The organism is Streptomyces candidus, assembly GCF_014207445.1.
Taxonomy (GTDB): domain Bacteria; phylum Actinomycetota; class Actinomycetes; order Streptomycetales; family Streptomycetaceae; genus Streptomyces; species Streptomyces candidus.
Genome location: NZ_JACHEM010000003.1, coordinates 270,318 through 286,866, shown reverse-complemented (window position 1 = coordinate 286,866; position 16,549 = coordinate 270,318). Strand labels below are relative to the sequence as shown.

The 16,549-nt window shown below is 72.9% G+C and carries 12 protein-coding genes; 3 read left to right on the top strand and 9 right to left on the bottom strand.

Features of this window, described 5'->3' with window-relative positions:
- Positions 1-11: 11 nt before the first annotated feature.
- On the bottom strand, positions 12-881 hold the full coding sequence (locus HNQ79_RS07280; protein ID WP_185028173.1) for a bifunctional methylenetetrahydrofolate dehydrogenase/methenyltetrahydrofolate cyclohydrolase: 870 nt from the start codon (positions 879-881) through the stop codon (positions 12-14).
- A gap of 242 nt (positions 882-1,123) precedes the next feature.
- Between HNQ79_RS07280 and HNQ79_RS07275 the strand changes: the two genes are divergently transcribed.
- On the top strand, positions 1,124-1,717 hold the full coding sequence (locus tag HNQ79_RS07275; RefSeq protein ID WP_185028171.1) for a hypothetical protein: 594 nt from the start codon (positions 1,124-1,126) through the stop codon (positions 1,715-1,717).
- 90 nt (positions 1,718-1,807) lie between these two features.
- Here the strand turns inward: HNQ79_RS07275 and purH are convergent, their stop codons facing one another.
- Positions 1,808-3,415 (bottom strand): bifunctional phosphoribosylaminoimidazolecarboxamide formyltransferase/IMP cyclohydrolase, encoded by a 1,608-nt coding sequence (gene purH / locus HNQ79_RS07270; protein ID WP_185028169.1) that lies wholly within the window; start codon positions 3,413-3,415, stop codon positions 1,808-1,810.
- Entirely contained in the window at positions 3,396-3,992 is a 597-nt protein-coding gene (purN, locus tag HNQ79_RS07265; protein ID WP_221507504.1) for a phosphoribosylglycinamide formyltransferase, read from the bottom strand. The genes purH and purN overlap by 20 nt, the downstream gene beginning before the upstream one ends.
- A 373-nt stretch (positions 3,993-4,365) precedes the next feature.
- Here purN and HNQ79_RS07260 point away from each other — a divergent pair, with 373 nt between their 5' ends.
- Positions 4,366-5,220 (top strand): hypothetical protein, encoded by an 855-nt coding sequence (locus tag HNQ79_RS07260; protein WP_185028165.1) that lies wholly within the window; start codon positions 4,366-4,368, stop codon positions 5,218-5,220.
- Positions 5,221-5,290: 70 nt separating this feature from the next.
- On the opposite strand, the gene HNQ79_RS07255 is transcribed toward HNQ79_RS07260, so the two are convergent.
- The gene (locus HNQ79_RS07255) at positions 5,291-7,381 is read right to left on the bottom strand and encodes a cell division protein PerM (RefSeq protein WP_185028163.1); all 2,091 of its coding nucleotides are present in this window, start codon (positions 7,379-7,381) and stop codon (positions 5,291-5,293) included.
- Positions 7,382-7,542: 161 nt separating this feature from the next.
- Here HNQ79_RS07255 and HNQ79_RS07250 point away from each other — a divergent pair, with 161 nt between their 5' ends.
- Positions 7,543-9,102 (top strand): helix-turn-helix domain-containing protein, encoded by a 1,560-nt coding sequence (locus HNQ79_RS07250; RefSeq protein ID WP_185028162.1) that lies wholly within the window; start codon positions 7,543-7,545, stop codon positions 9,100-9,102.
- 121 nt (positions 9,103-9,223) lie between these two features.
- On the opposite strand, the gene sucD is transcribed toward HNQ79_RS07250, so the two are convergent.
- The 5 genes from sucD to HNQ79_RS07225 form a co-directional block, all read right to left on the bottom strand.
- On the bottom strand, positions 9,224-10,108 hold the full coding sequence (gene sucD / locus HNQ79_RS07245; RefSeq protein WP_185028160.1) for a succinate--CoA ligase subunit alpha: 885 nt from the start codon (positions 10,106-10,108) through the stop codon (positions 9,224-9,226).
- Positions 10,109-10,129: 21 nt separating this feature from the next.
- Positions 10,130-11,311 (bottom strand): ADP-forming succinate--CoA ligase subunit beta, encoded by a 1,182-nt coding sequence (sucC, locus tag HNQ79_RS07240; protein ID WP_185028158.1) that lies wholly within the window; start codon positions 11,309-11,311, stop codon positions 10,130-10,132.
- Between the two features lie 281 nt (positions 11,312-11,592).
- A complete protein-coding gene (locus HNQ79_RS07235) occupies positions 11,593-12,726 on the bottom strand; it encodes a VWA domain-containing protein (RefSeq protein ID WP_229923361.1) in 1,134 nt (377 codons plus the stop codon).
- Positions 12,727-12,908: 182 nt separating this feature from the next.
- Positions 12,909-15,383 carry a DUF5682 family protein gene (locus tag HNQ79_RS07230; protein WP_221507445.1) on the bottom strand — a complete coding sequence of 825 codons (2,475 nt, stop codon included), beginning with the start codon at positions 15,381-15,383 and terminating at the stop codon, positions 12,909-12,911.
- Entirely contained in the window at positions 15,380-16,546 is a 1,167-nt protein-coding gene (locus HNQ79_RS07225) for an ATP-binding protein (protein ID WP_185028154.1), read from the bottom strand. The genes HNQ79_RS07230 and HNQ79_RS07225 overlap by 4 nt, the downstream gene beginning before the upstream one ends.
- Positions 16,547-16,549 lie beyond the last annotated feature (3 nt).

Sequence of the window (16,549 nt, the reverse complement as noted above, 5' to 3'; positions counted from 1 at the left end):
GGGGTGGCCCCTCAGCCCGCGTCTGCGGCGTCGGCGGCGCGTTCGGCCGCCTCGACGACGTTGACGAGGAGCTGGGCGCGGGTCATCGGGCCGACGCCGCCCGGGTTGGGAGCGACCCAGCCGGCGACCTCGGTGACGCCCGGGTGCACGTCGCCGACGATCTTGCCGTTCTCGTCGCGGCTCACGCCGACGTCCAGGATGGCCGCGCCCGGCTTGACGTCCTCGGGCTTGATCAGGTGCGGCACACCGGCGGCTGCCACGATGATGTCGGCCTGGCGCAGGTGGTGGGAGAGGTCGCGGGTGCCGGTGTGGCACTGGGTGACGGTCGCGTTCTCCGACTTGCGGGTGAGCACCAGCGGCATCGGGCGGCCGATGGTGATGCCGCGGCCGACGACGACCACGTGCGCGCCGGCGATCTCGACGCCGTGGTGGCGGAGCAACTGGACGATGCCGTACGGGGTGCAGGGCAGCGGGCCGGTCTCACCGATGACCAGGCGGCCGAGGCTCATCGGGTGCAGGCCGTCGGCGTCCTTGGCCGGGTCCATGAGTTCCAGGACGCGGTTGGTGTCGATGCCCTTGGGGAGCGGGAGTTGGACGATGTAGCCGGTGCAGGCGGGGTCCTCGTTGAGTTCCCGTACGACAGCCTCGATCTCCTCCTGGGAGGCGGTGTCCGGCAGTTCGCGCTGGATGGACGCGATGCCGACCTGGGCGCAGTCGCGGTGCTTGCCCGCCACGTACCACTTGCTGCCCGGGTCGTCGCCGACAAGCAGGGTGCCGAGCCCGGGAGTGATTCCCCGGCTCTTCAGGGCCGCCACGCGGCCGGTGAGTTCGGACTTGATCGCGGCTGCGGTGGCCTTGCCGTCGAGAATCTGGGCAGTCATGCCCCCATCTTCGCGGAAGACGGGGGCGAGGTTCCAATTCGCCGGTTCCGCACGGCCGTCAGCGGCGGTCGAACATTGCACTTACACAACGCATAGTGCTTCCGGCTGGACAAAAAGCCGACGGTAATACCACGATGTGGCGCGCAGCACGCGGCACGCAGGGGGGGCACACCGCTGGTTCTCACGTATCTTCCTCCGCTCGGCCCGCACCGTCCCCAGCACCGTCAACGGAGGAATCGCTAGTGAGCTTCGGCGACCCCAACAGTCCCTACGGCCAGCCCCAGGGCGGCCAGCCCCAGCAGGGCCAGCCCGGCTACGGCTACCCGCAGCAGGCCCCGCAGGGCGTCCCGCAGCAGGGTTACGGCTACCCGCAGGGCCAGCCCGCCGACCCGTACGGCAGCTACGGCGGCCCGCAGGAGATGCCCGGCGGGGTGAAGGCCGCCCGCGTGATGCTCTTCGTCATCGGCGGTCTCCAGGTCATCGGCGCGATCCTGTTCGCACTGTCCGCCGCCACGATCAGCGCGGCCCAGAACTCCGAGGAACTCAAGAAGGACGTCCAGTTCGAGCAGCTGGCCGACTTCTCCACCGGTGCCCTGTGGGCGGCCACGGTGGCCGTGCTCGCCTGGGGTGTCCTGGCGATCGTCCTCGGCGCGAAGTTCGGCAAGGGCGGCAACGGGATCCGCATCACGGCGCTGGTGTTCGGCATCATCACCGCGATCCTCGGCATCTACCCGTTCATCCTCGTCGGCCTGGCCCACACCGTCATGGCGATCCTGATCGCCGTGTTCGTCGGCAAGTCCGACGGCGCCGCCTGGTTCAACCGCCCGCGCGGCTGATCCACCGCCGCACCCGGCACGACGGAGGCCGCCGGTACCCCGCTCCTCGCGGGGTACCGGCGGCCTTTCGCGTGCGCCGCCGCCGAGGTACTAGTGGAAGAAGTGACGCGTACCGGTGAAGTACATCGTCACGCCCGCCTTCTTCGCGGCCTCCACGACCAGCTCGTCACGGACCGAACCGCCGGGCTGGACCACGGCCTTGACGCCCGCGTCCAGCAGGATCTCCAGCCCGTCCGGGAACGGAAAGAAGGCGTCGGACGCGGCGTACGAGCCGCGCGCCCGCTCCTCGCCCGCCCGCTCGACGGCCAGCTTCGCGGAGTCGACCCGGTTGACCTGGCCCATGCCGACGCCGACGGACGCGCCGCCCCTGGCGAGCAGGATCGCGTTGGACTTGACCGCGCGGGAGGCCTTCCAGGCGAAGGACAGTTCCCGCAGCTCCTCCGCGGACAGGGCCTCGCCGGTGGCCAGCGTCCAGTGCGCCGGGTCGTCGCCCTCGGCCTGGAGGCGGTCGGTGACCTGGAGGAGGGCGCCGCCGTCGATCGGCTTGACCTCGACCTCGGCCGAGGGGGCGCCGTCGCAGCGCAGTACCCGGATGTTCTTCTTGCGGGCCAGCACCTCGACGGCCCCGTCCTCGTACCCCGGAGCGACGATGACCTCGGTGAAGATCTCCGCGACCTGCTCCGCCATCGCGACGCTGACCGGGCGGTTGACGGCGATCACACCGCCGAAGGCCGAGAGCGGGTCGCAGGCGTGCGCCTTGCGGTGGGCCTCGGCGACGTCGTCACCGATGGCGATGCCGCACGGGTTGGCGTGCTTGATGATCGCCACGCAGGGCTCGGCGTGGTCGTAGGCGGCACGGCGGGCGGCGTCGGTGTCGGTGAAGTTGTTGTACGACATCTCCTTGCCGTGCAGCTGCTCGGCCTGGGCGAGACCGCCCGTGCCGTCGACGTAGAGCGCGGCGCCCTGGTGCGGGTTCTCGCCGTAGCGCAGGACGTTCTCGCGGGTGTAGGTCCGCCCGACGAAGTCGGGGAAGCTGGCCGCGGCGGAGCCGTTGCCGGACTCCGTGTCGGGCGCCGCGTAGCCGTCGGCGAACCATCCCGCCACCGCCACGTCGTACGCGGCCGTGTGCTGGAAGGCCTCGCCCGCGAGGCGCTTGCGGGCGGCGAGGTCGAAGCCGCCGTCCTTGGCCGCCGCGAGGACGTCCGCGTACCGCTCGGGGCTGGTGACGACCGCGACCGACGGGTGGTTCTTGGCGGCGGCGCGGACCATGGAGGGGCCGCCGATGTCGATCTGCTCGACGCACTCGTCGGGGGTGGCACCCGAGGCGACGGTCTGCGTGAACGGGTAGAGGTTCACCACGACCAGGTCGAAGGGCTTGATCTCCAGCTCGGCCAGCTGCCGCTGGTGGTCCTCCAGCCGCAGGTCGGCGAGGATGCCGGCGTGCACGCGGGGGTGCAGGGTCTTGACCCGGCCGTCCAGGCACTCCGGGAAGCCGGTGAGCTCCTCGACCCTGGTGACCGGCACGCCGGTGGCGGCGATCTTCGCGGCGGTGGAGCCCGTCGACACCAGCTCGACGCCCGCCTCGTGCAGGCCCTGGGCCAGCTCCTCAAGACCGGTCTTGTCGTAGACGCTGACCAGCGCCCGCTCGATGGGCTTCTTGTTGCTGGAGTTGGCCGGGTTAGCGGAGTTCACCGACATGAACCTTTCGTCCCTCTATGCGGTAGCCGTTGCGGGCGAGACGCCCCACGACCTCGACGAGCAGCGTGCGCTCGACTTCCTTGATGCGCTCATGGAGCGCGGCTTCGTCGTCCTCCTCGCGGACCTCGACCACGCCCTGGGCGATGATCGGGCCGGTGTCGACGCCGTCGTCGACGAAGTGGACCGTGCACCCGGTGACCTTCGCGCCGTACGCGAGGGCGTCACGGACACCGTGCGCACCGGGAAAACTGGGCAGCAGGGCGGGGTGGGTGTTCACCAGCCGGCCGCCGAAGCGGGCGAGGAACTCCTTGCCCACGATCTTCATGAACCCCGCGGAGACGACGAGATCGGGCTCGTAGGCGGCGGTGGCGGCGGCCAGCGCCGCGTCCCACTCCTCCCTCGTCCCGTAGTCCCTCACCCGGCGGACGAACGCGGGGATCCCGGCGTCCGCGGCCCGTTCCAGGCCGGCGATGCCGTCGCGGTCGGCGCCGACCGCGACGATCTCCGCTCCGTACCCCTCGTCCGCGGCGATGGCGTCGAGCAGGGCTTGGAGGTTCGTACCGGAACCGGAGACCAGGACGACGACACGGGCAGGACGCCCGGCGGCCGGTGGGTGGACCGAGGAGAGGGCGGATGCTGCGGGGGGCGGGGAGGCCACGGCGGGTCTCTTTCTCGCGGCTCGTGCGGTTTGTGTGGTCGTACGAACGACTCGCACCCCCCGATACGGGGAACCCTACGAAGGCGTCGACCGCTGGCAACGATACCGGCACACCGGGCCGCCCCCACGGGACGGGTGCGCGGGCGGGAGGTAGCGTCAGGGCAGGACTCCGTCCCGTTCCGCGCCCCGGGCGACGAAGGGCGCGGAGAAACCAGACGACATACGACCTGCCGCATTGCGGAGCACAACGCTCCGGGAGCCGACGGAGGTCCGAGGGGAAGACGTTCACCAGATGACGGACCGACGCCGCCGCACCGCGGCTCTCCGCCACCCGTTCGCTCCGCTGCCGGTGCAGCCGCCGCTGACGGCCGTGCCGACGTCGCCGGGATCCCCGGTGCCGCCGGCCGATGGGAGGCTGCTCCGGGAGGGCCCGTCGTCCTCCTCGTCCCCGTCCTCCGAGACGGAGGAGCCGGGAGCCTCCGCGCGCGAGGACAACCCGTTCGCCCCGCCGCCCGAGGGCAGGCCGGATCAGCCCTGGCGTCCCCGCAAGCAGGACGAGGGCGACACCCCGGACAACGACTCCTCCTCCCGGTCCCCCTGGGCGGGCCAGTGGAGCAACCGCCAGCCGGGGCGGGGCAACGGAGGCTTCGGCGGCAACGGCGGAACTGGCCGCGGCCAGGGCGGACCCGACGGCACCGGGAACGGCCCCGGCGCCGGGCTGCGCTGGGACCCGACGGACCCGACCCAGCGCAGGGCACGCTACGCGCTGCTCGCGGGCATGTGGGCGTTCTTCTTCGCGGTGTTCACCCAGCGGGAGATCGCGCTGCTGCTCGGGTCGCTGGCGCTGTACTGGGGCATCAGCGCCCTCCGCGACAAGCCGGCCGCGAGCACGGCTGCCGCCGCCACCTCCCCGCCCGCCACCGCTGCCGCCCCGCCCGTTTCCACCAGGCAGCAGACGACGGCAGCGGTGAGCGGACTGGTGACGGCGGGCCTGGCGCTGGCGATCGTGGCGGCGACGTTCACGGTGCAGATGGTGTACCGGGACTACTACACGTGCGTGGCGGACTCCCTGACGAAGTCGGCACAGCTCTCGTGCAACGAGGAACTGCCCAAGTCGTTGATCCCGGTCTTCGGAGTGAAGGAGTAGGAGCGGCGGGCGCTCGTCGGGGGCGGGCAGCCGCTGTTCCGCCGCGCCCGCACGACCGGCGCTCCGCCCTCTACTCCCCCCGCTCCCGCTCCTCCGGAAGCTCCGGCACCAGCCCCCCGGACGCGTCTCTCAACGCCGCCCACCGGGCCTCCCGCGCCTCGCTGTCATGCCAGTTGTCGGCCTCCCCCGCGTACGGCGATCCGTCTCCGGTAGCACCCGGGGCCTCGGCCGGCCCGGGGACGGCCGGCGCCGCAAAAGGCTCTTTCGGTACGGGAGGCACGGGTGGCGGGGGGCCCGGGGGAGGCGTGAGCGGCATGGGCGGCACGGCAGCCGCGGACGTTTCGAGGGTCACAGGCGGCCGGGCGGTATCGGGCGTGGGGGGAATCGCGGGGGTCGCGGGGATCGCAGGGGCGTCGGGAAGCACGAGTACCTCGGAGATCGCAGGTGCCTCGGGAACGGGCCCGTCGGGGACCACAGTCGGGTCGGGAACCGCGGGTCCGTCGGGGACCACAGTCGGATCGGGAACCGCGGGTCCGTCGGGGACCACAGTCGGATCGGGGATCGCAAGCGCGTCGGGCACCCCGGGCGGGTCAGGGATCGCAAGTACGTCGGGGGCCACGGGTGCCACGGGGGGCTCGGGCAGCAGAGGTACCCCAGGCGCCCCCCGCCCGAGCGAGACCCAGGAGGCCACGGGAGGCACGTACCCGGCAGCCCCTCCGGAAGTCACGGTGTCCCCGGCGTCCTCGCCGGTCCCGGGAGCCCCGGAGGCCGCCTGGGTCCCGCCACCGGAGAAGACCCGGAAAACCCGCCATCCCCGCCAGGGCCCCCGCAGGCGCCAGGCCCGTAGCCCCAGTGCCCCGAGCGTCCCCACGCCCGCCGTCCAGACCGCCGCGCCCAGCCCCGTGGCCCACCACACCGGGCCGAACTCCGCCAGCCGTTCCGCGCCCAGCGGTCCGCCCGACGCCGCCGCCAGCACCGCCGTCGCCGCCCCGCAGCCGGCCCCGGCGAGCGCAGCCGTACCCGCCGTCCTGCTCCGGCTCCAGGCCTCCTCCCGTACGGCATACGCGGGCGCGGCCACCCGTACGGTGAACCACGCCACCGCCAGCCCGGCCGCCAACGGCGCTGCCGAAGCGGCCCAGTTGAGCGGCGTGGCAGGGACCTGTGCGGGCAGCGCCGCCAGCAGCGGGAAGTCCGGCAGCGCGACGTCCCCCGTCGTCCCGAGCGGCGAGACGGTCGCCCCCGTCCCCAGCCCGAACCCCGGCCCGATCCCGTACGAAGCCGCCCAGACGGCGGCGTTGGGCACCAGTGTCAGCGCCAGCAGCAGCACCGCGAACCGCCCGGACCACTCCCCCGCGAGCTGCTGGAACGACTGCTGCGCGAGCTCCGCGTGCATGGTCAGCGACGCTCCGACGACCAGAGCCCCGCCGCCCACCAGCGCCGTCGTCCCGGCTGCCGCCGCCCGCGCCGCGGCCGCGAGCCGGGCGCGCACGAAGGCGCGCCGCACGCCCTCCGGGACCCATCCTGGCAGCGGGCCGCGCGGGCGCCCGTACGCGGTCCACACCCCGGCCCCGGCGGCGGTCGCCACGACGAGTGGCACGTACACGGCCGCGCCGAGCGGTTCGGCGGGCAGCGGTCCCCCGGCTGCGTAGAACACTGCGGCGCATCCCACCAGCAGGTAGCCGACCGTCACGCCACCGAAGGCCGTCCAGCCGGAGGGCACGTTCCGCCGGTCGTCCTCGTCCTCGTCCTCCTCCAGCGCGTCCCTGGCCGCCCGGTGCGCGAGCCACAGCGGCAGCGCGGCAAGGAGCAGCGGGGTCAGCCCGACGGGCGCGGCGACCCCGCTCAGGGTCTCGGCGCGCACGAGGTCGGCGCCGTGCGCGAGCAGCCACAGACCGGCGGCGATGCGCAGCGCGGCTCCGGCGCCCGCGTCCGGGTACGGCGAACTGATCCACAGCACCATCACCACGACGGCGAACGTCCCCAGCCCCAGCCCGGCGGCCAGCGCCCCGCGCAGCAGACAGACGACCGACGCGGACGACACGACGGGTCCGAACACCGCGGACGACCCGGGCGCCGCGGAGCGCGGCCCCCCGTTGCCCTGCTCGCGCTCGTTGTGGCGCTCGTGCTGGTGGTGGGGCTGGGCCACTGGGTTCGGGTTCACGTCGCCATGCTGCCCACGACACGCGCCATCTTCACGTAACGGGTGAATGACCGCCGTGTCGCTCAATATACGTTTATGTACTTTTTCGTCCGATTCAGTGCAACGCGGGTCGCGGGGGCCGCGGGGACCACAGAGGCGGCCGGGGCCGGGGAGGCTCGTCCATGACGCACATCCTCCGGTCCGCCACCACCTCCGCACCCGCGGCGCCCACCACTCCCGCCGCACCCCTCGCTCCCGCGACCTCCGCTGCTCCCGGGGCACCCGTCGCTCCCACGGCGCCCACCGCGCCCGCCGCGCCCGCTGCTCCCACCGCCGGGCCGCCGGACCCCCTGCCGCCCCCGAAGGAGCGCCGAAGGCTGCGCGAGGCCAAGGCGCTGTCGCAGGCACAGGTGGCGACGATCCTGGGCGTCACCCGCGAAACGGTCCGCGCCTGGGAAACGGGCCGCACCACCCCCCGCGGTCACAAGGGGGAGGTGTACGCCGGGCTCCTCGCCGGCATCGAAGAAGAACTCAGGACCGAGGGCCGCGCCACCCCGGCCCGTACCGGCCCCCCGCCCGATACGCGGGACGCACCTGACGCACCGGCATCGGCCGCCCCGCAGGCCTCGGAGGAAGCCGCTGCCGGGACAACCCGCACGAACCCCACCGCCGCCCCGGCCCGACCCGCCGGAACGGCCCGCACGGATCGCCCCGCCGAACGGGTCCGTGCGCGCACGGATCACCCCGCCACCCCGGCCCGCGGGAAGTCCCCCGCCGCGCCGGAGCACCCCGGCGGCCTCCCGCAGCCGGGCCGTCGCACCCCCGCCCAGGCCTTCGACGAGCTCTACGCGCGCACCGCACCCTCCCTGGTCCGCCAGGCCTACCTCCTCACCGGGCGCAACCGGCTTGCCCGGGAGACGGTCGAGCGGGCCTTCCAGCTCGCCTGGCAGCGCTGGCCCGCGGTCGCCACCGACCGCGATCCGGCGGGCTGGGTGCGCGCGGCGGCGTACGAGTACGCGATGTCCCCCTGGCACCGCCTGCGTCCCGGCCACCGGCGCGTCGACGAACCCACCGCGGCGCCGGAGCCCGCGGCAGCGGCGACGGGCGCGCCGTCGGACTGCGGGCCGCCCGCGGAGCCGTCCGCAGCCGGATCCGAGGCCGTCTCCGCGAACGGGGCCGGACCGGCCGCCGTCCCCCGCGCCCTCCTGCACGCCCTGCTCGAACTGCCGCCCCCGTACCGCCGCACCCTCGTCCTCTACGACGGCCTCGGTCTGGACCTGCCCGAGACCGCGGCCGAGACCGAGGCCACCACCCCGGCCGCCGCGAGCCGACTGGAGTACGCACGCTCCGTCGTGGCCCGCCGGCTGCCGGAGGTGGCCGAGGCCCGCACCCCCGCGGAACAGTCCGCCCTGCTGCAGGAACGTCTCGGCACGCTCGCGCTCGCCCAGCCGGCGGACGGCCTCCCGCCGGGCGAGGCGGTACGGACGGGCGGCGAGCGCAGAATCCGGTTCTGGACCCGGGCGGCCATCGCGTTCACCACGCTGATCATCGGCGCGACCGCGTTCACCCTCGCGACCGCTCCGACCCGGTACGAATCGCCGCGCCCTCCGGGCGAACCGGTCGGTGGGGTCCCCGCGCACAGCGGACCGCAGCGGCTGTCCTCGTACGACATGCAACTGCGCGCCAAGCTCCGCGCCGAGCCCGAGGCCGGCCCGGAGCGCCTGCTTCCGCAGCCCCGCTGAGAGGTCGCGGAAGGCGTCGCACAACGCACGTGGCCCGCCCCCCGTCTCCGGGGTGCGGGCCACGTGCTTACGGAAAACCGTGCCGGCGCCGCAGGCGGACGCCGTGAACGGGTGCTGCGGATCAGCCCGCGAGGATCGCGCGCGCCAGCTTCGCCGTCTCGGTCGGCGTCTTGCCGACCTTGACGCCGGCGGCCTCAAGGGCCTCCTTCTTCGCCTGGGCGGTGCCAGACGAACCGGAGACGATCGCGCCGGCGTGACCCATCGTCTTGCCCTCGGGGGCGGTGAAGCCCGCGACGTAGCCGACGACCGGCTTCGACACGTTCTTCGCGATGTAGTCGGCCGCACGCTCCTCGGCGTCGCCGCCGATCTCGCCGATCATGACGATCAGGTCGGTGTCGGGGTCGGCCTCGAACGCGGCGAGCGCGTCGATGTGCGTCGTACCGATGACCGGGTCGCCACCGATGCCGACGGCGGAGCTGAAGCCGATGTCACGGAGCTCGTACATCATCTGGTACGTCAGCGTGCCGGACTTCGAGACCAGGCCGATGCGGCCCGGCTTCGTGATGTCGCCCGGGATGATGCCGGCGTTGGACTGGCCCGGGGTGATGAGACCGGGGCAGTTCGGGCCGATGATGCGGGTCTTGTTGCCCTTGGCCGAGGCGTACGACCAGAAGGCGGCCGAGTCGTGGACCGCGATGCCCTCGGTGATGACGACGGCGAGGGGGATCTCGGCGTCGATCGCCTCGACGACGGCGGCCTTGGCGAAGGCCGGCGGCACGAAGAGGACGGACACGTCCGCGCCCGTCTTCTCCATGGCCTCCTTGACCGAGCCGAAGACCGGGACCTCCGTGCCGTCGAAGTCGACGGACGTGCCGGCCTTGCGCGGGTTCACGCCGCCGACGATGTTGGTGCCGTCGGCCAGCATGAGCTTGGTGTGCTTCATGCCCGTGGCACCGGTCATGCCCTGGACGATGACCTTGCTGTCCTTGGTGAGGAAGATAGCCATGGTGTTTGGAGTCCCTCTTCCTTACTTCGCAGCTGCGGCGAGCTCGGCGGCCTTGTCGGCCGCGCCGTCCATGGTGTCCACGCGCTGCACGAGCGGGTGGTTGGCGTCGGAGAGGATCTTGCGACCCAGCTCCGCGTTGTTGCCGTCGAGACGGACAACGAGGGGCTTGTTGACTTCCTCGCCCTTGCTCTTGAGCAGCTCAAGGGCCTGAACGATGCCGTTGGCGACCTCGTCGCAGGCGGTGATGCCGCCGAAGACGTTGACGAACACGGACTTGACGTCCGGGTCGCCGAGAATGATCTCCAGGCCGTTCGCCATGACCTCTGCGGAGGCGCCGCCACCGATGTCGAGGAAGTTGGCGGGCTTCACGTTGCCGTGGTTCTCACCGGCGTACGCGACGACGTCCAGGGTCGACATGACCAGACCGGCACCGTTTCCGATGATGCCGACCTCGCCGTCGAGCTTGACGTAGTTGAGGTTCTTGGCCTTGGCGGCAGCCTCGAGCGGGTTGGCTGCGGCCTTGTCCTCAAGAGCCTCGTGGTCGGGCTGGCGGAAGTCGGCGTTCTCGTCGAGAGAGACCTTTCCGTCCAGCGCCAGGATGCGGCCGTCCTTGGTCTTCACCAGCGGGTTGACCTCGACGAGGAGGGCGTCCTCCGCGACGAAGGTGTCCCACAGGGTCACCATGGCCTCGGCGACACCCTCGGCCACGTCGGCCGGGAACTTCGCCAGCGCGACGATCTCGCGGGCCTTCTCGATGGTGACGCCGTCGTTGGCGTTGACCGGGACCTTCGCGAGGGCCTCGGGAGTCTTCTCCGCGACCTCCTCGATGTCCATGCCGCCCTGCACCGAGGCCATGGCCAGGAAGGTGCGGTTGGTGCGGTCGAGGAGGTACGAGACGTAGTACTCCGCCTCGATCTCCGGAGACAGCTCGGCGATCATCACCTTGTGGACCGTGTGGCCCTTGATGTCCATGCCGAGGATGTCCGTCGCGCGAGCGACTGCCTCGTCGGGGGTGGCGGCGAGCTTCACGCCGCCGGCCTTTCCGCGGCCGCCGACCTTCACCTGAGCCTTGACGACGGACTTGCCGCCCATCCCCTCAGTGGCCTTGCGCGCCGCCTCAGGCGTGTCAATGACTTCACCGGCCAGCACCGGTACACCGTGCTTGGCGAAGAGGTCCCTCGCCTGGTACTCGAACAGGTCCACGCGCGTCCGTCCCTTTTCTGGTGTTCGCGGTTCGTTATCGCGGTTCGTGTGTTGAATGCGATGGGCGTGCCGCGAAGGCAACGTGACAGCGCTGTCACTAGGGAGGCGTACACGGTTCCGGTACGCGGCATGTCCGTCTCGCAGGTTATCCCCGAGGGACGTGGGTCCCTAAATCGCAGCTCACACCTGAGCGGTGATACCTGTCACAGAGTGCCACTCGCAGCCTTGAGCGCTGTCACGCAGTGTCCGACGGACCGGACGTCCGGTGTTCCCTTGTCCGGTCATGCCGTGTCCGGTACCGGTATGGGCCTCCTCTCGACGGCCGCCGCCATGACCTCGGGGAACAGGTCCGGGGTACAGGCGAAGGCGGGGGCTCCGAGGGCGGCCAGGGCCGCCGCGTGCTCGCGGTCGTAGGCGGGGGCGCCCTCGTCCGAAAGGGCGAGCAGCGTGACGAACTGGACCCCGGAGGCCTTCATCGCGGCGACCCGCTTGAGCATCTCGTTGCGTATGCCGCCCTCGTACAGGTCGCTGATCAGGACGACGACGGTGTCGGCGGGGCGGGTGATCCGGGACTGGCAGTACGCGAGGGCCCGGTTGATGTCGGTGCCGCCGCCGAGCTGGGTGCCGAAGAGCACGTCCACGGGGTCGTCGAGGTCGTCGGTGAGGTCGACGACGGCGGTGTCGAAGACGACCAGTCGCGTCCGCAAAGAGCGCATCGACGCGAGGACGGCGCCGAAGACGGACGCGTAGACGACGGAGGCCGCCATCGAGCCCGACTGGTCCACGCAGAGCACGACCTCCTTCTTGACCGACTGGGAGGCCCGCCCGTGTCCGATCAGCCGTTCGGGTATCACGGTGCTGCGGCCGGGGACGTAGTTCTTGAGATTGGCGCGAATCGTACGGTCCCAGTCGATGTCGTGATGCCGGGGCCGCTGGACGCGGGCGCTGCGGTCCAGAGCGCCCGTGAGGGTGGCGCGGGTGCGGGAGGCAAGGCGCTTCTCCAGATCCTGCACGACCTTGCGCACGACGGCCCTGGCGGTCTCCTTGGTGGTCTCGGGCATCGCCTTGTTGAGCGAGAGGAGCGTGCCGACCAGATGGACGTCGGCCTCTACGGCCTCCAGCATCTCCGGCTCCAGGAGCAATGCGGACAGCCCGAGCCGGTCGATGGCGTCGCGTTGCATGACCTGGACGACGGAGCTGGGGAAGTACGTCCGGATGTCGCCCAGCCAGCGGGCGACCGACGGTGCGGAGGCGCCGAGTCCGCCGGACCTGTCGCCGCTCCCGCCCTGCGTCCCGCTGTGAGCTCCCGAGGCGCCGCGGCCGCCGTAGAGGGCGGTGAGGGCGCCGTCCATCGCGGCGTCCCGGCCGGTGAGCGCCCGGCCGGTGCCGTCGGCGGAGCCGCCGCCGAGAACCATCCGCCATCGCCGCAGCCGCTCGTCGACAGCGGATTCCGGTGCGGTGGGGGCGGGTGGGGGTGCGGGGGTGGCGGTGGCGGTGGCGGTGGCGGGATCGGACGCGGTTGTGGTGGCGGGGGCAGGGCTGGGGCCGGGTGTGGGGTCGGCGGCGGGGGCGGGCGTGGAGGTGGGGCCGGGTGGGGTCATGGGGTGGTCGCCTCCGTCGGAGCGTCTTCCTGGTCAATGCCCAGCAACAGGTGCAGGATCGGAAGCACGGCGTCGGCGCGCGCCGGGTCGAGCGCGGGTCCGAAGCCCGGTGCGGCGGCCTCCGTCCCGGCTCTCGGCCCGCCGCCGGCTGGTCCGGCGGGTCCGCGCCGGACCAGCTCGCCGAGGGTGCGCCGCACCCCCGCCTCGTACGCCGAGAACGTGCGCCGCAGCAGCGGCAGCACATCGGTGAAGGCGTCCGGCGCCACCTCGGTGAGCCAGGCGTCGACCAGGCCGAGGAGGCGCTGGTCGTGGATCAGGAGCATGCCCGATCCGGACGCGCCGCCGGCGAAGCCCTCGACCCAGGCCGCCGCGTCGGCCGGCGGATTTCCGGGCGAGAGGGCGAGGCCCATGAGACGTGCGGTCTCTTCCTCGTCGAGCCGCCCGTCGTCGAGGAGGAGGCGGACGGCCCGGCCCCGGATCACTCCGGCGACGCTGTCCCGCCCCGCGAGCTTGCCCAATACGTGGGCCCACCGCGCGCGCAGGGCAGCGGAGCTGTCGCCGCCCCGCTCCCCGGCGGGACGGTCGAGGAGGGCTGTCACGGTGTGCACGGCATCGAGGTGGCCGCGCATTTCGGCGGCGCCTTCCGCGTCCAGACCCGTACAGGCGGGGGGCAGACCGACACAGATCCGTTCGGCGAGGCCCGCGGCGACGTCGGTGAGGGCGGCGGTGCCGGTGCCGCGCACATCGCCGTACCTGAGGGTGCGGGCGAGGGCGGGGAGTGCCTGGGCGAGGTGACCGACGTCGCTGTCCAGGGCGGCGCGGTCGGCGAGACAGCGCATCACCACGGGCAGCGCGTCGGGGAGTTCGGCGAGCAGACAGCGTTCGGCCAGGGCGGTGATGTCCGCGAGCGCCTTCGCCGAGACCGCCTGGGACTGCGCTTTCGCGGTGGCGGCGGCCAGGACGGTAGTGCCCCAGATCCCTGCCTCGGCGACCTTTACCGACAGTTCGGGCTCCCAGCGCAGCCGCCAGCCCTCGCGGAAGGTGCCGGTGCTGCCCCGCGAGACGGCCGGCTCGCCCCAGCCGACGCCGAGCAGCCGCAGTCGGTGCAGCAGGCGGCTGCGGGCGGCGTCGGTGTCCTTGCGCAGGTCGAGATCCAACTCCCGCACCGCGGCTTCCGCTGTGAGCCGCAGGGTGCGCTGCTGCCGGGTGAGGTCGCGTTGCAGCGGGACGGCGGGGGCTCCCTCCGGCACCTCGCCCAGCACGTCGCCGACGACCAGCCTGTCGTGTACGAGCGAGAGCGGTACGTCGGAGCCCTCGCACATGACGGCCCGGATCGCGTCGGTCGTCTCGGTGAGCCCCGCGAGCGGCCGCCCGCGCATGACGGCGAGGGCCTCGGCGAGCCGTACGGCCTCGATGACGTGTGCGGAGGAGACGGGTCGGTCCTCGTCGCGCAGCAGCCCGGCGGCCTTGGTCATCCAGCGCACGACCGGCTTGTCCGCCGCGTCGAACAGGTGGCCGTACCAGCCGGGCGAGTCGATGCCCGCGCCGTATCCGCTGCGCCGGGCGAGCCGGCGGTGGGTCCAGGGGACCCAGGTCAGCTCGGCCTTGACCTTGGGCAGCCCCTTGAGGAGTGCCCGGTCGGCGGTCAGGGCGGGCGGCCTGCCGGCCAGCGCGGGAACGTGCCACGCGCCGCAGACCACCGCGACGTCGTCGCCGAACTCCTTATTCGCCGCGCGCAACTGGAGGCGCATGTGTGCCTCGCGCACCAGGTCGTGGCGGTGCCCCGCGTCGCCGTACTCCTCGCGCAGCGCCGCCATGGCGTCGGCGACGGCCTGGAACGGGGCGAACGCGTCGCTCTCCCCGGCGGCGCGGTGCTCGACGACGTCCTCCCACCAGCGCTCCGGGTCGTCGTACCCTGCTGCGTCGGCGAGCACGGCGAGCGGGTCGACCCGCAGCGCGGCGGACCCGCCTCCGTCTTCCTCGGGTCTGTCGTCGAACTCAACACCCGGTACGGCCCCGTGGCCGTCCTGACCGCTCTCCTCGGGCTCTTCGCGGGCCGCCAGCGAGTGCGCGGCCGGCAGGTCGATGAAGCGGACGGCCGCGTCGTGCGCCAGCGCCCAGCGGATGGCGACCCACTCCGGGGAGAACTCGGCGAGCGGCCAGAACGACGCCCGGCCCGGGTCGTCCCGCACGTGTGCCAGCAGGGCGACCGGCGGCCGCATCCCCGGATCCGCGGCGAGCGGGAGCAGGGCGTCCCCCTCCGGCGGCCCCTCGATCAGCACGGCGCGCGGACGCGCTGCGTCGAGTGCCTCCCGCACCGCGCGGGCCGAACCGGGGCCGTGATGGCGCACTCCCAGAAGCCAGGGCCCCCGCGGGGGCGACGAGGGGGCGCCCGGTGGTCCGGCGGGCCGGGCAGCCGTGCCCGCAGGGGCTTCGGGTGCCACGGCCGCAACGTCCGCGGCGGTCGTCATGCGGTCACCTCGCGGCAGGCGCGGTAGAAGTCCTTCCAGCCGTCCCGCTCGCGGACGACGGTCTCCAGGTACTCCTGCCAGATGACCCGGTCCGCCGCCGGATCGCGGACCACCGCACCGAGAATTCCGGCGGCGACGTCTCCCGGGCGCAGCACGCCGTCGCCGAAGTGGGAGGCGAGGGCGAGACCGCCGGTGACGACGGAGATCGCCTCGGCGGTGGACAGCGTTCCGGACGGGGACTTGAGCTTGGTACGGCCGTCCTCGGTGACTCCGGAGCGCAGCTCACGGAAGACGGTGACGACGCGGCGGATCTCGTCGACGGCCTCGGCGCCACCCGGCAGGTCGAGGGAGCGGCCCAGCTGTTCGACCCGTCGGGACACGATGTCGACCTCGTCCTCGGGCGTCGCGGGAAGCGGCAGGACCACCGTGTTGAACCGGCGGCGCAGGGCGCTGGAGAGGTCGTTGACGCCGCGGTCGCGGTCGTTGGCGGTCGCGATGAGGTTGAACCCGGAGACGGCCTGGCACTCCTGGCCGAGTTCGGGGATGGGCAGCGTCTTCTCGGAGAGGATCGTGATCAGCGTGTCCTGCACATCCGCCGGAATGCGGGTCAGTTCCTCGACGCGGGCGGTCATCCCCTCGGCCATGGCCCGCATGACCGGGCTCGGTACGAGGGCTTCACGGCTGGGACCGTGCGCGAGGAGCTGGGCGTAGTTCCACCCGTACCGGATGGCTTCCTCGGGCGTGCCGGCGGTGCCCTGGACGAGCAGCGTGGAATCGCCGCTGACGGCTGCGGCCAGGTGTTCGGACACCCAGGTCTTGGCGGTGCCGGGAACGCCGAGCAGCAGCAGGGCGCGGTCGGTGGCGAGCGTGGTGACGGCGACCTCGACGATACGGCGCGGACCCACGTACTTCGGTGTGATCACCGTGCCGTCGGGGAGCGTGCCGCCGAGGAGATAGGTGGCCACTGCCCAGGGCGAGAGCCTCCAACGGGCGGGCCGCGGCCGGTCGTCGGCCGCGGCCAGCGCCTTGAGTTCCTCCGCGAACGCGTCCTCGGCGTGCGGTCGCAGGGCTTCGGGCGCTTCCGGCGGCATCCCGACGCCGGCCGGGCCGGCCGTGTCCGCCGTGCCGTCCGCATCGGTCGAGTCGATTGCAGGCGTGGTCATGGA

Coding starts and splice junctions, on each gene's coding strand:
- sucD (WP_185028160.1), bottom strand. CDS start 10,108: ATGGCTATCTTCCTCACCAAGGACAGCAAGGTCATCGTCCAGGGCATG.
- HNQ79_RS07250 (WP_185028162.1), top strand. CDS start 7,543: ATGACGCACATCCTCCGGTCCGCCACCACCTCCGCACCCGCGGCGCCC.
- HNQ79_RS07280 (WP_185028173.1), bottom strand. CDS start 881: ATGACTGCCCAGATTCTCGACGGCAAGGCCACCGCAGCCGCGATCAAG.
- HNQ79_RS07225 (WP_185028154.1), bottom strand. CDS start 16,546: ATGACCACGCCTGCAATCGACTCGACCGATGCGGACGGCACGGCGGAC.
- purH (WP_185028169.1), bottom strand. CDS start 3,415: ATGTCGGTGAACTCCGCTAACCCGGCCAACTCCAGCAACAAGAAGCCC.
- HNQ79_RS07230 (WP_221507445.1), bottom strand. CDS start 15,383: ATGACGACCGCCGCGGACGTTGCGGCCGTGGCACCCGAAGCCCCTGCG.
- HNQ79_RS07235 (WP_229923361.1), bottom strand. CDS start 12,726: ATGGTTCTCGGCGGCGGCTCCGCCGACGGCACCGGCCGGGCGCTCACC.
- HNQ79_RS07260 (WP_185028165.1), top strand. CDS start 4,366: ATGACGGACCGACGCCGCCGCACCGCGGCTCTCCGCCACCCGTTCGCT.